Origin of the sequence: Bdellovibrio sp. HCB2-146 (assembly GCF_047345725.1) — a bacterium.
GTDB lineage: Bacteria > Bdellovibrionota > Bdellovibrionia > Bdellovibrionales > Bdellovibrionaceae > Bdellovibrio.
Genome location: NZ_JBLEQP010000001.1, coordinates 2,168,570 through 2,182,771, shown reverse-complemented (window position 1 = coordinate 2,182,771; position 14,202 = coordinate 2,168,570). Strand labels below are relative to the sequence as shown.

General features: G+C 44.9%; 16 protein-coding genes. 6 read left to right on the top strand and 10 right to left on the bottom strand.

All coding sequences use genetic code 11. The features are described 5' to 3' along the window. Nucleotides 1–56 precede the first annotated feature (56 nt). Genes ACLWOR_RS10670 through ACLWOR_RS10660 form a run of 3 tightly spaced genes read left to right on the top strand, consistent with a single transcriptional unit; the run spans nucleotide 57 to nucleotide 1,802 of the window. On the top strand, nucleotides 57–908 hold the full coding sequence (locus tag ACLWOR_RS10670) for a hypothetical protein (protein WP_413940692.1): 852 nt from the start codon (nucleotides 57–59) through the stop codon (nucleotides 906–908). A 58-nt stretch (nucleotides 909–966) separates the two neighbouring features. Then, nucleotides 967–1,176, top strand: a complete 210-nt coding sequence (locus ACLWOR_RS10665) for a hypothetical protein (protein ID WP_413940691.1) — start codon at nucleotides 967–969, stop codon at nucleotides 1,174–1,176. Further along, complete coding sequence (locus ACLWOR_RS10660) at nucleotides 1,131–1,802, top strand: 2-oxo acid dehydrogenase subunit E2 (protein WP_413940764.1); 672 nt, start codon at nucleotides 1,131–1,133, stop codon at nucleotides 1,800–1,802. Before ACLWOR_RS10665 ends, ACLWOR_RS10660 begins: the two co-directional genes overlap by 46 nt. Before the next feature lie 11 nt (nucleotides 1,803–1,813). Here the strand turns inward: ACLWOR_RS10660 and polA are convergent, their stop codons facing one another. The 9 genes from polA to ACLWOR_RS10615 all read right to left on the bottom strand — a co-directional run bounded on the left by polA (nucleotide 1,814) and on the right by ACLWOR_RS10615 (nucleotide 10,456). Further along, nucleotides 1,814–4,414: a DNA polymerase I gene (gene polA, locus ACLWOR_RS10655; protein WP_413940690.1), complete on the bottom strand. Its 2,601-nt coding sequence runs from the start codon at nucleotides 4,412–4,414 to the stop codon at nucleotides 1,814–1,816. Nucleotides 4,415–4,465: 51 nt separating this feature from the next. Beyond that, complete coding sequence (locus ACLWOR_RS10650) at nucleotides 4,466–4,762, bottom strand: helix-turn-helix domain-containing protein (protein WP_413940689.1); 297 nt, start codon at nucleotides 4,760–4,762, stop codon at nucleotides 4,466–4,468. Between the two features lie 125 nt (nucleotides 4,763–4,887). Beyond that, nucleotides 4,888–5,193 (bottom strand): septum formation initiator family protein, encoded by a 306-nt coding sequence (locus ACLWOR_RS10645; RefSeq protein ID WP_413940688.1) that lies wholly within the window; start codon nucleotides 5,191–5,193, stop codon nucleotides 4,888–4,890. A gap of 249 nt (nucleotides 5,194–5,442) precedes the next feature. Further along, on the bottom strand, nucleotides 5,443–6,708 hold the full coding sequence (gene eno / locus ACLWOR_RS10640) for a phosphopyruvate hydratase (protein WP_413940687.1): 1,266 nt from the start codon (nucleotides 6,706–6,708) through the stop codon (nucleotides 5,443–5,445). Then, nucleotides 6,701–7,726 carry a hypothetical protein gene (locus tag ACLWOR_RS10635; protein WP_413940686.1) on the bottom strand — a complete coding sequence of 342 codons (1,026 nt, stop codon included), beginning with the start codon at nucleotides 7,724–7,726 and terminating at the stop codon, nucleotides 6,701–6,703. Before ACLWOR_RS10635 ends, eno begins: the two co-directional genes overlap by 8 nt. 52 nt (nucleotides 7,727–7,778) lie before the next feature. Beyond that, nucleotides 7,779–8,885, bottom strand: coding sequence for a CpaF family protein (locus ACLWOR_RS10630; protein ID WP_413940685.1), 1,107 nt, complete (start codon nucleotides 8,883–8,885; stop codon nucleotides 7,779–7,781). A 19-nt stretch (nucleotides 8,886–8,904) separates the two neighbouring features. Then, a complete protein-coding gene (locus ACLWOR_RS10625) occupies nucleotides 8,905–9,417 on the bottom strand; it encodes a cupredoxin domain-containing protein (RefSeq protein WP_413940684.1) in 513 nt (170 codons plus the stop codon). Beyond that, nucleotides 9,377–9,655 carry a cytochrome gene (locus ACLWOR_RS10620; RefSeq protein WP_413940683.1) on the bottom strand — a complete coding sequence of 93 codons (279 nt, stop codon included), beginning with the start codon at nucleotides 9,653–9,655 and terminating at the stop codon, nucleotides 9,377–9,379. Before ACLWOR_RS10620 ends, ACLWOR_RS10625 begins: the two co-directional genes overlap by 41 nt. A 177-nt stretch (nucleotides 9,656–9,832) precedes the next feature. Beyond that, nucleotides 9,833–10,456: a hypothetical protein gene (locus ACLWOR_RS10615; RefSeq protein ID WP_413940682.1), complete on the bottom strand. Its 624-nt coding sequence runs from the start codon at nucleotides 10,454–10,456 to the stop codon at nucleotides 9,833–9,835. Nucleotides 10,457–10,624: 168 nt separating this feature from the next. Here ACLWOR_RS10615 and ACLWOR_RS10610 point away from each other — a divergent pair, with 168 nt between their 5' ends. Together ACLWOR_RS10610 and ACLWOR_RS10605 are read left to right on the top strand one after the other, a co-directional pair. Continuing rightward, nucleotides 10,625–11,416: a DsbA family protein gene (locus ACLWOR_RS10610; RefSeq protein WP_413940681.1), complete on the top strand. Its 792-nt coding sequence runs from the start codon at nucleotides 10,625–10,627 to the stop codon at nucleotides 11,414–11,416. A 110-nt stretch (nucleotides 11,417–11,526) separates the two neighbouring features. Further along, entirely contained in the window at nucleotides 11,527–11,910 is a 384-nt protein-coding gene (locus tag ACLWOR_RS10605; RefSeq protein WP_413940680.1) for a HEPN domain-containing protein, read from the top strand. Nucleotides 11,911–11,919: 9 nt separating this feature from the next. Here ACLWOR_RS10605 and ACLWOR_RS10600 read toward each other — a convergent pair whose 3' ends face one another. After that, on the bottom strand, nucleotides 11,920–12,270 hold the full coding sequence (locus ACLWOR_RS10600; RefSeq protein WP_413940679.1) for a helix-turn-helix domain-containing protein: 351 nt from the start codon (nucleotides 12,268–12,270) through the stop codon (nucleotides 11,920–11,922). A gap of 166 nt (nucleotides 12,271–12,436) precedes the next feature. Here ACLWOR_RS10600 and ACLWOR_RS10595 point away from each other — a divergent pair, with 166 nt between their 5' ends. Further along, a complete protein-coding gene (locus ACLWOR_RS10595; protein ID WP_413940678.1) occupies nucleotides 12,437–14,011 on the top strand; it encodes a methyl-accepting chemotaxis protein in 1,575 nt (524 codons plus the stop codon). Nucleotides 14,012–14,202: the final 191 nt, after the last annotated feature.

The following is a 14,202-nucleotide window of genomic DNA, read 5'->3' as shown; positions in this document are numbered from 1 at the left end:
TCTAACTTTGACCGAAGATTTGGTGGATTACCAACCATCGTGCAAAGGATCTTGTCTTGAAAAATCTGGTTCTCACTTCCTTTTTATTTTTCTTCACTCTTCAATCTAAGGCTGAAACAATTTCCGGCGTGACCATCGATAGTATTGCGGGCGTTAAGGCGACCGTTGATGCTCTGGCTTATCACAGCGTGAAGCCAACAGCTCGTATTGTGTTTGATGAGTTTGTTCCAGCATCTCAATATACGACATTTCTGACTAAAATCAGCCCCTATAGCTTTATTATGGGGGAACTGCTGGATTCATATTATATGAGTCAATATTCAAATGCTCAATTCGCAACCCGAGTTGATGAGTATCTCAATACGCTGGGAACAAAAGTGAATATTTGGGAAATCGGCAATGAGATCAACGGTGAATGGTTAGGCCCGACGGCTGACACTGTGACTAAAATGTACACGGCATACTCGAAAGTTAAAGCACGCAACGGTAAAGCCGCACTGACTCTATATTACAATCCGAACTGCTGGGCGAAAAAAGAAAATGAAATGTTCACTTGGGCCGCTGCGAATGTGCCAACTGAAATGAAGCAGAATCTCGACTATGTTTGGATCAGCTACTATGAAGATGACTGCGAAGGCTATCGCCCGACTCAAGCACAGTGGCAGCAAGTTTTCGATAAGCTGGGACAAATGTTTCCCAATTCGAAGATTGGATTCGGTGAAATCGGAACCACTCGCGTTGCCAAAAAAGCAGATATGGTGAACCGTTATTATCGCATGAAGATCACCCATCCACGTTTTGTTGGTGGCTATTTCTGGTGGTACTATAAACAGGACGCAGTTCCGCGTACCACAAAACCGCTTTGGAAGGTTTTAGATGACGCCTTCATTGCGCAACCAAAACAATAGATTTCTACTCGACTATTTTTAGATTCCCAGAGCCGTCAGAACAAGAGAGTATTGAAGCATGAAACCTGAACTTCAGATCTCAAGAGGCGGCTCGGTATTTCGTAAAATCGCAATGGGTTCGTGGCGAACGGCTGCTGACCCTGCCGTGTACGGACTTTTAGAAATTGATATGACCAAGGCGTTGGCCTATATCAAAAAAAAGAATCCGAAACTCAAGTCCGCATCTCTCTCTCTCATCTCGTTGGGAAAGCAGCTGCAGTGGCGATGAAAGAGCGTCCCGAGATTAACGGAATGATTCGTTTCAATCGCATCTACTTGCGTAAACACGTCGATCTGTTTTATCAGGTGAATATCCCTGGAAGCGAAAATGATCCCGTCGGCAAAGCCAATCTAACAGGCGCCACCGTACGTGCGGCTGAAAATTTGACTGTGGTTCAAATTGCTGAAGCTCTCAACGCAAAATCACAAGCCATAAAAAAAGGACACGAAAGCGAACTCACAAAATCAGTCGGTGCCCTCTCGTGGGTTCCGTGGTTGTTGATTCGCACAGTACTAAATGTCAGTTCATTTATAAATTATGATATGGGAATAAGTCTAACTTGGGCAGGAATGCCTCGCGATGCTTTTGGCTCTATCATGATCACTAACATCGGTAGCATGGGTGGAGATACAGCTTGGGCTCCCCTCGTTCCTTATACAAAAGTTCCCATCTTGCTGACATTGGGCCAAGTAAAGCCTCGCCCCTGGGTCACAGAGTCCGGAGCTGTTGAAGCGCGCCCCGTCGCTCGCATCGGAGTGACCTTTGATCATCGTTTTATGGATGGATCACATGCCGCCGCGATGGGAAAAATTTTTGAACGCTGCTTTGCCGATCCTGAAACTTATTTTGGCTAGAAACGAAGCTCTTAGTGAGCTTCGTCCCAGTTGTTACCAATTGCAAAGTTCACTTTAAGTGGCACTTTGAATTGCGCGACGTTTTCCATAATGCGAACCAACTCCGCAGAATGCTGCTTCAAATTGTCTTCGAAATCTTCGAAAATCAATTCGTCATGCACCTGCAAAAGCATGCGCACAGGAACTTTTTGAGAAACTTCGATCATGGCCTTTTTTACGAGGTCACTGGCTGTCCCTTGAATCGGAGCATTGATCGCGGCACGTTCACCGAATTTTTTCAGAGCCATGTTTTTAGACTGAAGCTCTTCGATATAACGGCGGCGTCCAAACAAAGTTTCCACGTAACCTTTTTCGTGGGCCGTTTTTACAGTGCCTTCGATATAGTCACGAACGTTTTTAAAACGATTGAAGTAACGATCGATGATTTCTTTGGCTTCCCCACGAGGGATACCAAGGTTTTCCGCCAATCCAAACGCGCCTTGCCCGTACGCAATACCGAAATTCACTGCCTTGGCTGCGCGACGAAGATCCGATGTGACATCTTTCAACGGAACGTTATAAATCTCAGCAGCGGTAGCCGCATGAATATCTAAGTCCTCAGCAAAAGCTCGGCAAAGATTTGGATCTTCTGAAATATGCGCCAAAATCCGCAGTTCAATTTGCGAGTAATCGGCCGACAAAAGCTTCATGCGTGGAGCCGCGATAAACGCTTTTCGCACTTCTTGACCACGGGCTGTTCTGATCGGGATATTTTGCAAGTTCGGAGCGGTACTTGAAAGACGTCCTGTCGTTGTTAGAGCCTGATTAAAGCTGGTGTGAACGCGGTCATCCTTAGGATCAATCATCTCTGGCAATGCATCCACATAAGTCGATTTTAACTTCGCAAGTTCACGCCATTGCAAAACAAGTTTTGCAATCGGATGCTCAAGCCCTGCTAAAACATCTGTATCGGTTGAATAACCGGTTTTTGTTTTTTTACCTGCAGGGAGACCCAGTTTTTCGAAAAGAATCACGCCCAGCTGTTTGGGACTTCCCACATTGAATGCTTCGCCCGCCTCTGTATGAATGGCCTTTTCAAGACCTTGCAGATCTGTTGCTAAAGCATCACTTTGTTTTTTCAAAAGTTCACGATCGATACGAATGCCGGTTTTTTCCATCTGCAAAAGAACTGGCGCCAGAGGCAAATCTAATTCTTTAAAGACTTTATCACCATCATGGCTGTTCAATTCATGCTCTAAAATACGAGACAAGTGAACATGCGCATTTAACAACTGCGACGGTGTTGCAAACTCAGGCAAAGCTTCGCCGACAAAGCGATTGTATATTTTCGCAAAGTCCGAACTGTCACCTGCTCTGATAACATAGGCCGCGAGCATTGAATCCCAAAGTGTTTTTGGATCTTTTGCGCCTATACGATGCCAGAATCCTTTCAGATCAAATCCCTTCCATGCCACTTTGTAAGTGTCGGTGATTTTACCCAAAAGTTCAGGATCCGTGACATTGTAAACATGGCTGTCTGTCGCAATGAAAACGCCACGCGAGTCTTGGAAGCCCCATAACTCTTGGCCTTCTTGCAACCAATTCATCACATCACGAGTCGTGCCTGTCACTTCTTGATATTCGCTTGGTGCAAATACCACGGTATCGCCGTGTTTAACTGGAGACGGCTTGGGATGAATAACGGCAATGGCTGGAGCCGTTTCTTTCGCTTTCACCAAAGGTGGTGGTTCGGCCGAAGTGTCCAATGCAAAACCAAGTTGCCCGTTGCCGAGAAGATTTTTTTCAAAAGTTTTAAAATTCAGTTCTTGTAGCAACTGACGCAGCTCTTCGACATGCCACGGACGTAGAGCATAGTCTTCGTAGTTTTCAGATACAGGAATATCGCAAGCAATTGTGACAAGCTTTTTGGACAACAAGCAGTTGTCTTTCGAAGCAATCAATTTTTCGCGAACACTTTTGCTTTCAACTTTATCGATATTTTCGTAGATATCTTCGACGTGCTTAAATTGCTCCAACAACTTGATTGCACCTTTTTCGCCGACACCTTTAACGCCAGGGATGTTATCAGACGTATCGCCCACGATAGCCAAGTAATCGATGAATTGATCAGGACGAATTCCCCATTTTTCAAAAACACCTTTGGCATCGTATTTATGATCTTTCATGGTGTCGTACAAGATGACGTTATCAGTGATAAGCTGACCGAAGTCTTTATCACCGCTCACGATCACAACTTGCATTTTTTGACGGCGGCCCCAATGAGTCAGGGTTCCGATGATATCGTCAGCCTCGTAATTTGGTACTTCTAAAGAAGGAATCCCCAAAAGGTCCGCGAGCTTTTTGATATAAGGAATTTGCACTGATAGATCATCGGGCATTTCGGTCCGATGAGCTTTGTAGTCTTCGTACATTTCTTTACGGAATGAAGGCTCTTTACGATCGTAACAAAAAACCATGTGATCTGGTTTCTCGTCTTTAAAGAGTTTGATGATCATCGACAAAAAGCCGTAAACGGCATTTACTGGAACACCAGCAGGAGATGTCAGAGGTCTTACCGCATAAAAGGCGCGGAAAAACATAGAGCTGACGTCGACTAGATAAATACGTTTCATATAGCACTCCCAGGGATTTAATTTTCTACACTGAGAGCGTATGAATGTCGATTATTCTAGGTCTTCTTTGACGCGTGAAAATTCGACTTGCTCTAGTGCCGAACGATCAAGTTCGTTTTCACAAGCAGGTGTGTACTTCACTTCATCGCAACAAGCTTCCGCTTGGCGCAAGATGATTTCCAATTCGCCACGGAAAGTGACTTCAAGGTGTTGACCATCTTCCCACATTTCAACCTGTTCTATCGAGCATTTTAATCGGCGAGCTAGATCGGAGCGACTCCATCCCAAACGCAGGCGCAGGGAGCGAATAGATTCTTTCGTCCATTCCGTCGTGTTATTTTCAAGCATAAGTATAAACCTCTAGTTTTACTCTCTAAATGCTAAGCAAATAGAGTTAGAATACTAGATGTATTATAGCGGACTGGCACGTGATAACACACAGCCCTAACGGCCTATAAAATATGAGCTGAAATCTATTGGTCTGGGAAGACAAAAACCAGATCATGCTCCCCGGCTAGATCCAGTTTGTCGCGAGCTTGGCGCTCAATAAAAGCTGGATCTTTGGCTTGTTTCAATTGCACAGCCAAGTCACCGATGCCTTTTTTAGTTTCAGAAATTTCAAGAGAAATACGGTCGTAATCGCGATGAAGTCCCCAAAGTCTCCAGAGATTGCCATTCAGAACAATCGAAACTCCAAAGATAAACAGACAGAGCACGCCCACTTTAGCAGGCTGATTCAAAAAACGACGAACTCCAACGGCAAACTGAAGATAAGACATAACTCATCATAAAAGTCCGCACGATGATTGTGGAGTCCAGGAAAAAGAAAACAGATCAAGGCTGTTCAGAAAGGTTCAGCCGCAAGGCGGAAGGTTCCGCGAAGCGCGGAGGCGTACTCAAAGTACGTCGCAGCGATTCGCGGTGCCCGAACACAAAAATAGCAGGATGCTATTTTTGCGCGTTAGCCCAGAGGGTTGAGGACAGGGGCCCTCAACAACGCAGTCGGATGGGCCTTTATGGGCAGCCGCCTAGCGGAAAGCGGCTTTATCCCAGTATACGCCCATTCCACCCAAGTCTTCTTCGATGCGTAGAAGTTGGTTGTATTTCGCCGTTCTTTCTCCACGGCACAAGCTGCCTGTTTTGATTTGGTGGCAGTTCAATGCAACCGCAAGGTCTGCAATCGTCACGTCCTCTGTTTCGCCAGAGCGATGAGACATCACAGTTTTGTATTTGTGTCGTTGCGCCAAGTTCACAGCTTCAAATGTCTCTGTCAAAGTACCGATTTGGTTTACTTTCACCAGCAAGGCATTTGCTGCTTTTTTCTCTAGACCCATACGAAGACGTTTTGGATTTGTTACGAACAAATCGTCTCCCACAAGTTGAGTCGATGGCATGTCAGCAGTCGCTTTCACCCATGAATCCCAGTCGTCTTCAGAGAAACCATCTTCAATCGAGATCAATGGATATTTCTCTGTCCATGATTTGTAGATACCAGAAAGTTCGGAAGGCGCGATTTTAGAACCTTGCCATTCGTACTTACCGTCTTTGAAAAGTTCTGTTGCAGCAACGTCCAACGCCAAGAACACGTTTTGACCTGGATCATAACCAGCATCAACAATCGCATTCATCAAAAGGTCCATTGCATCTTGGTTGGAACCCAACTTCGGAGCAAAGCCACCTTCGTCGCCAACTGCAGTTGAAAGACCTTTTTTCGCTAAGATTTTTTTCAACGTGTGGAAGATTTCCGCACCCGCACGAAGAGATTCGGCGTAAGAGTTATTGACAGTTGGAACGATCATGAATTCTTGAACGTCCAAACCGTTATTCGCATGCGCACCACCGTTCAATACGTTCATCAATGGAACTGGCAAACGGCAAGCTTGTGAACCACCCACGTAACGGTAAAGCGGCAATTTCACATCAAGTGCTGCGGCTTTCGCGGCTGCTAGTGAAACACCCAAGATCGCGTTGGCACCCAAGTTAGATTTATTTTCTGTGCCATCGATTTCGCGCAGAACTTTGTCCAAGTAAACTTGATCTGTGACTTGAAAACCTAAGATTTCTGGAGCGATTTTTTCACGAACGTGATCAACGGCTTTAAAAACACCTTTACCCAAATAGCGGTTTTTATCACCATCACGAAGTTCACAAGCTTCGTGTGCCCCTGTGGATGCGCCTGAAGGAACTGCCGCGCGACCGATATTGCCTTCAGCTGTTGTCACTTCGACTTCAACTGTTGGGTTTCCACGGCTATCAAGAATTTCACGTGCGATGACGCTGATGATTTCAGACATGATGAGTTCCTTCCTTATCCTTGTTTTTATTGTATGCTTTTTTGATAACTTCCATGCTCTCAAGCACTGTGCGCGGGTATTGCGCTTTTACGAATTCCCAATCCACTCGGCGCATCGCCTCTTTCACCGCAGGAGTCATCTTACCTTGAGCCGCAAGCATGGTGATGAGCTGTTGAGCGCGCACCATATAGTCATGCAGTCGAGCCAAGTTTTGACTGAGAACGTATGAAGGAGTTTCGCTATCGAAATCCAAGTGCGATAGCGGACTTTCATGAGCCCAGAGAGTTGCTTTTTCAGTTGTCGCAGCTTCGGTATTTTGTGCAGCTTTAACCAAAGATTGCTTTTCGTAACCACGAATTTTTTCTTCTAAGTCAGTGACGTATTTTTGCAAATCCTCGCGCTCGCGCTGAGTTCTTTGCAAGTCATCGATCAAGCTTTGGAAAAGTTCCGGGCTGACCTGGTGACCGACGCTCTCACTGATCATCGTGCTCTGCTGAGTCGACCAGTTGAGATTCAAAGTGATTCCTTCCCACTCACACTGTGCAGGAGGTTGTCCGACATACACTGGCAACGACTCAAAGGCCGCTTTCAAGTATGTCGTGACGAGTGGGTATTGTTCCGCCGGAAGAGGAAGATCAAAAGAAATTCCCATGTCGGTGCGACGAAGATTTTCAATCGGCGGTTTTGGAGAAATGAAATACGAAAGAAATTGCTCAGGCTGATTAAAAATTTCCTGAGGTCGCGGCATCATGCGAAGCACGCTATCAAGAACTCCCCACGCACGAAGTTCGGGACCTTCATGTCCTGCTTTTTGCAAAACATTTCCGCTGTCACTTTTCAGTGGCAAACGAAGTGCGGCTTCCAAAAGATTTTCCATGTCAGGAGCACTGATCCAATAGGAAGAGTCACGCAACAATTCGACCGAAATTGGCGTTTGCTCGTAGAGCGTTGTGAGGTCCTCACCTTGCTCTTCAAGCAGGGTCAGAACGGAGTTGGAAATCTTACAGCTAAAGTGCACGAATGTGTCTTAGCCTAAGTTTTTGTCCTTATAAATAGACTTTCTATTAACGCTACGCAGCTTTTTGGAATTTTGCCCGTGGAAACGGCAAATTATTATCCACAATCTCGTCCATGAAGGAAGGGATGTGACCTGTGGGCTGAAGTTTACCTTCAAGCGTTCCATCGGGACGGCGTGTTAGGCGTGACATCTCAAAGATCGGCATAACGTTGTAGTTGCCGTCTTTATCAAAACCGACGACTTCGCTGATCGCACCGATTTTACGAGAACCATCCGAATAACGAGACACTTGTACGATGATATCAATCGCTGAAGCCACTTGTGAGCGCAAAGCTTTCTCACTGATCTTCGCATCGCCACCTTGAGCAAGAGCTTCAAGACGCACAATCGCATCTTCCGGAGTGTTCGCATGGACCGTACCCATACAACCTTTATGACCCGTGTTCATCGCGTTTAAAAGTTCCATCGCCTCACTTGAACGAACCTCACCGACGATGATGCGGTCTGGACGAAGACGAAGAGCACTTTTCAAAAGATCTTTGATTGAGACTTCGCCTTTGCCTTGAGCATTAGCTTGACGAGTTTCAAACATCACCACGTGTTCGTACTCAACTTGCAACTCGGATGAATCCTCGATCACTAGGACGCGTTGGCCTTTCGGAATACGCGAGCACAAGAGTGACAACAACGTTGTTTTACCGGAACCGGTACCACCCGACACGATGATGTTTTTTCCAAGGAACATACAGATATCTAAGAATCTCGCGCCATCTTCAGTGATCGCGCCGAATTTGATATAATCTGCAAATGTGATTTTATTATTTGTAAATTTACGAATCGAAAGAGTCGTACCTTTGCGTGACATCGGTGGAATCACCGCTGCGATACGCGAGCCATCTGGCAAACGCGCATCCAAGCGAGGCGACTCGTCATCAATACGACGACCGACACTTTGAGCGATGCTGTTCACAGCTGCGCGCAAATCATCTTCGCTGGGGAAAGATTCTGGTACGCGCTCAAGCTTACCTTTGCGCTCAACGAAAATTTCTTTGTGACCATTGACGAGAATTTCGGAGACGCCCTTGTCTTCGAGGTATTTCAAAACAGGTCCCAGATTTTGACTGATGGTCTGTTTAAAAACGTCCGACGAGTTTGACATGGGCCTTAAGCTCCCCTAGTTAGTGAGATGCCGGTTTACGACCTGAACTTGCGCCATCAGAGTAAATAATGAATTTACCTTGAACTGCTGTTTCAGGACATTGATAAGAGAAAATACCGTCTGTCTTTGGACTGACGTTAAATGTTTTTTGCTCTCCAAAAACCGTATTGTGGTGTTCAGAAAAAGCGTCCAGGATGAAACTGACATTTTTCTCTTTGTTATTTACGTTGACGATATGAACACGGTAGTTGTTCCCTTTTTTCAGACGAACTGTATCTGGGACAAAACCTTTTTCTGTATTCATGATCACGATATCTTGAGTCGGCTCAACGGAATCAAAAACTTTATCCAAGATAGAAACCGATTGGTCTTCTTGAATGCTTGCCGGCAAACGATCTTCGTTTTTTACTTTATTAAAGTCGACTTGACGACGCGAAAAGTCCACTTCAAAGGCTTGCGCCTGAGTCGCTATCAACAGAAACGCAAAAATCTTAGTGAAGTTCTTTGCGGTCTTGGAATTCACAAAACTCACGAGCCACCTCCATAGCGATAAAGTTCACGGATCTTTGATCCATCATATGGAACTTCTGCACTAGTTGGTCTTTGTCTCCACCACATGCGTTGATTGATTGAAACGCATCGCTGAGGATTTGCGGATTGGCCATCATCTCTTTTGTTACTTCATTCCAGTCTAATTTCAAAACTGGATCGATAGCACCAATTGCGTAAAGAGCGTCGAACACGATTTGCAAATCACCTTGTAGAAACATCGAATCCTCCTAATTGCACCAACGGGCATCCAGCCCTTCTTTCCATAGAACTTCTATCGGAAGGAGTTCGTTAGAACTTGAGTCAATTTGAGGCGATTTTTAAAGAGTTGAGGAGATCTATCGTTTGACGCTGGCCCACAGTCAGATTGGACTTGGGCCAAGGCGAGTCGAGGGAAATTACTGCCCAGAAGCAGCAGAATGTGCCGAACTTTCAGTCGTTTTAGCAGGTGTCACCGGAACTTCAGTGAGAATTTTGTTAGCCAACTCTGAAGGAGATGTCGACTTTTTCATTGTACGAAGACTGCGTTCGTTCGCCGCCTCTTTCGTTACTTCAATCTTAGCATTGCGCACGCGTTCTGCTAATTTTCTCTCGAAGCCGTCTGTTTTCAAGTAAGGTTTGACTTCAGACAAGAGGTTCTCAAGGAAGACCATATAAGTGACTTGCACCGCTGGTTTAAATGCTTTTGGATTTTTCAGAGCATTGATGGCTTCGTCAGTTAATTGACTGAGAACTTTTTCCCATGAGTCTAACTCATCGAGTTGTGTTCTAAGTGGGCCCACAACTTTGTCGATCATTTGATCATCGTTGGGTCTTGCATAAACGGCTTGCAATGCTTCTTTCAAAGGAACAATTTTGCCGTTCTCTTCTTTTTTAGACTCTTCCACTTTGTTAAGTACCATCTCATTCATTTGGTCGAGGTCTTTCAACATCAACTGAGAGTAGTTAAATAACAAACCCGCGTGGGCCTGCGTTGAAAATACAAAGGATAAAACTGTTAGAATAAAAATTGATTTTTTCATAGCTCTCAGTCTAAGCGGAAGAAGCTCACATTCAAGGCCAGAATTCCCTGGACCAAAGGCGTGAACAATTCCCTTGCGCAAGTGCTAAAGAGCTTCCATCTCTGTTAAAAGTAGTGGCAAGATAAAGGGGCTCAAAAAATTTCAAAATTATCCATATGGAGGCACCTTTTGAAAGCACTTAAGTTAGCAACAATTTCCGCATTGGCACTTTCCCTTGTGAACTGTGCTCCTTCTGCAAAACAACTCAAAGAAGCAGTTGAAAAGGATCCAAGCATCGTTTTCGCTGCTATCGAAAAAGATCCAGAGCAATTTATTGAAGTAGTGAACAAAGCTGCTCAAAACGCTCAACGTAAGGCTCAAGAAAAAGCTGTAGCTGACGAAGCTAAAAAGCGTGACGAAGAGTTCGCGAATCCTTTGAAACCAACTATCGAAGAAGGCCGCGTTGTTTTCGGTCCTAAAGACGCAAAAATCACAATCGTAGAATACTCTGACTTTGAATGCCCATACTGCTCTAAAGGTCACGCAACTGTTGACGAAGTGATGAAAGCTTACCCTAAAGATGTACGCGTTGTTTACAAACACTTGCCTTTGGATTTCCATCCGATGGCAATGCCAGCGGCTCGTTACTTCGAAGCAATCGCTTTGCAAGACCATGCTAAAGCTGAAAAGTTCTATAACATCGTATTTGAAAACCAAGGCGACCTTCGCTCTAAAAAAGAAGCTTTCTTGAAAGAAGCTGCTAAAAAAGCCGGCGCGGACTTGAAAAAAGTTGAAAAAGACCTTGGCTCTGAGTCGATCACAAAACGTATCGAAGCTGACATGGAAGAAGCTCGTAAGTTCAACTTCTCTGGAACTCCAGGTTTCTTGATCAACGGTGTTTCATTGCGTGGTGCTTATCCATTCCCTGAATTCAAATCGATCATTGATCGTCAATTGGGCACAGAGACTAAAAAAGAGTAGTTTCAAGTTAAAAATCGAAACATTGAAAACCCACAATTCGAAAGGATTGTGGGTTTTTTATTTCCCAAAATTCCTTCAAACGTCTAGAGTAAGGCAAAGGAGTGAAACGCATGAATCCAGCCGTGAAATCCCTGATCATCAAAGCCCAAGACAATATCGACACCGCTAAAAAACTCCTCTCCGACGATAAACAGCACGATATTGTCGGTTACAATCTTGCCCAAGCTGGTGAATTGCTGCTTAAAGCACTTTGCGAGATGCGCCAAGTTGAGTATTCACATGAAGATGAAGGACACGATCTTGATCTTTTGATGGAAACTTTGGAAGAAAGCGGTTTTGGTGCCGTTTCTTCTTATGCAGACGTTGTCGAATTAACTATGTATAACGCAACAAATGCGTCTGTTCGCAAAGATGATCGTTTAGATTTAACGGAGTACTTAGGACATGTTGAAGATCTTAAGAAGTTCGTTGGTGAACAGTACAAACTTCACTAATTCGTGAATTTAAGGGCCCTTAAACAGAAGGGCCAATATTTGGTGGGCAAACTCCACTTCTTTCTCGCTCTTACTTTTCAAAAGCATCTGCACTCTGCGAATGGCATCACTTTCTTTATCACTCATTTGCTGAGGCATAAAAAGTTCGTACGGATCACACCCTACTGATTGCGCCAAATTTTCCAATGAAACTAACGTGACAAAGCGATCTCCATTTTCAATCTTCGCAATATTTTGTGGAGAAAGGTGGCTGAGTTCGGCGAGCTCTTCGCGCGTGTAGCCCATGGCCTCACGTCGTGAGCGTAAGTTCTGGCCAAATACCAGTCCCAATGTCTTGAATTGTTTTCCTTTGGCTGCCATTCTTCCCCTATTGTGGGTCCCTTTATAGAAGAACTAACATATTCTTTAAGGATATTTAAATTATCCCTAAAGGATTAATCCTCACATCCGAAGAGTCAGCTAAACAGAGATGAGTGCAGAAACATTACCATCTCACACCAAATACTAAAATTAGCGGGAGTAATAGATGAAAGCTTGGAGCCTGAACGCCAAAATGGCGTTCGTTATTTGTATTCTGATCGCCGGCAGCGTGATCATCTCTGGAACTGGTCTTACTAAAATGAGCGAGATCAATGGTCTACTCACAGAGGTGACTGAAGTCACGGCGAAACGAATCGAAACTGATTTAAATGTAAAAGCTTTGTTCTATATTCAAGTAATCAACGAACGAAACTACGTGATTGACGACTCGCCAGCTGGTCGCAAAACAAATTTGGAACGAATTCAAGGACGCGACAAGGAACTTCGTGCCTTGCTTGTTGACCGCCGCAAAATCGCCGATGAAAACGGCCTGAAAAGTATCGATGACTTCGAACAGGCATATGAAAACTGGCTCACAGTCAGCCGTGAGATTCTGGCCTTAGCTGATGCTGGCGATCAAAAAGGGGCGATTGCATTGAGCTTAGCAAAAGGTCGCCAATTGCGTTTAGCAGTTGAAGACATCGTGGATAAGATGGTGGAGAGAAACATTCAAGGCTTAGCTCGCAAAACAGAAGAAGCTCATACTCTTTATGCAAACGCGCGCTCTTTTTCTTTGATCACGACAGTTGTCAGTATTCTTTTTGGTGTGTCGTTAGGTTTTATTATTCTCCGCGCTCTGGCCCAGGCTGTTAATAAAGTGATTTCAACACTCACGGACAATTCGAACCAGGTCACCACGGCTGCCCATCAAATTGCAGCTGCATCAGAGGAACTTTCTCAAGCTTCCACTGAACAAGCCTCATCTTTAGAAGAAACAGTTGCAACACTTGAAGAATTGACATCAATGGTAAAAATTAATTCAGAAAACGCCAAAGAAGCGGCCAAACTTTCTGAGAGCACACAAAGCGTGGCCTTTAAAGGTGAACAAGAAATTCGTGCCTTGGTTCAATCGATGGGCGAGATCTCGGCTGATTCGAAAAAAATCGAAGACATCATCAATGTTATCGACGATATCGCATTCCAGACAAATCTTTTGGCTTTAAATGCTGCTGTTGAGGCTGCTCGTGCCGGCGAGCAAGGTAAGGGCTTTGCCGTGGTAGCCGAAGCCGTTCGTAATTTGGCGCAAAGAAGTGCTTCTGCAGCGAAAGACATCACCGACCTTATCAAAGGCAGCGTTCAAAAAATCGAAGTGGGCACGCAACAAGCGGGTCGCGGCGGTCAAGTTTTGGGCGAAATCGTTTCGTCCGTAAAAAAGGTTTCAGAATTAAACGCTGAAATCGCCAATGCTGGCGAAGAGCAATTCAATGGCATCAATCAGATTGGCAAAGCGATGAACCAACTGGATCAGGTGACACAAATTAATGCTGCAACTTCCGAGGAAGCAGCAGCATCAGCGCAAGAGCTTTCAGCCCAAGCCACTCACCTCACACAAACAGTAGATCTCCTTGTGACGACCATCAAGGGAGCCAACGCGAAGGTTTCATCCCACGATGATATCGTCCCCGCACCGACAGCGCATCACTCTAAAAAAGTGGTGCCTTTTGAAAAGAAAAAGTCGACAGCGATGCATCGATCTGACGATGAATCTCAGCAAAAACTCGGCGACACTGTCGGTTTCTAATTTGACTCTTGAATTTTTCCTGGGCCCTGCAATGGGCCCCTTCTCTACCATCCAATGCTTGTCCATGTTTCCGCTCATGTTGATGCAGTTTGCCGCAGATTTCCCCTTCCAACCTAGGTCCTGTAATTTTCATTTCCTTTTCATTGGTTGAGAATGCTTCTCAAGTCAGAACATCCTTTGTTAGCCTTGAA

Excerpts from the sequence above, each read along its gene's own strand:
- ACLWOR_RS10665 (WP_413940691.1), top strand. The coding sequence starts at position 967 with ATGAAACCTGAACTTCAGATCTCAAGAGGCGGCTCGGTATTTCGTAAA.
- polA (WP_413940690.1), bottom strand. The coding sequence starts at position 4,414 with ATGAAACGTATTTATCTAGTCGACGTCAGCTCTATGTTTTTCCGCGCC.
- ACLWOR_RS10650 (WP_413940689.1), bottom strand. The coding sequence starts at position 4,762 with ATGCTTGAAAATAACACGACGGAATGGACGAAAGAATCTATTCGCTCC.
- ACLWOR_RS10645 (WP_413940688.1), bottom strand. The coding sequence starts at position 5,193 with ATGTCTTATCTTCAGTTTGCCGTTGGAGTTCGTCGTTTTTTGAATCAG.
- eno (WP_413940687.1), bottom strand. The coding sequence starts at position 6,708 with ATGTCTGAAATCATCAGCGTCATCGCACGTGAAATTCTTGATAGCCGT.
- ACLWOR_RS10630 (WP_413940685.1), bottom strand. The coding sequence starts at position 8,885 with ATGTCAAACTCGTCGGACGTTTTTAAACAGACCATCAGTCAAAATCTG.
- ACLWOR_RS10620 (WP_413940683.1), bottom strand. The coding sequence starts at position 9,655 with ATGTTTCTACAAGGTGATTTGCAAATCGTGTTCGACGCTCTTTACGCA.
- ACLWOR_RS10615 (WP_413940682.1), bottom strand. The coding sequence starts at position 10,456 with ATGAAAAAATCAATTTTTATTCTAACAGTTTTATCCTTTGTATTTTCA.
- ACLWOR_RS10605 (WP_413940680.1), top strand. The coding sequence starts at position 11,527 with ATGAATCCAGCCGTGAAATCCCTGATCATCAAAGCCCAAGACAATATC.
- ACLWOR_RS10600 (WP_413940679.1), bottom strand. The coding sequence starts at position 12,270 with ATGGCAGCCAAAGGAAAACAATTCAAGACATTGGGACTGGTATTTGGC.
- ACLWOR_RS10595 (WP_413940678.1), top strand. The coding sequence starts at position 12,437 with ATGAAAGCTTGGAGCCTGAACGCCAAAATGGCGTTCGTTATTTGTATT.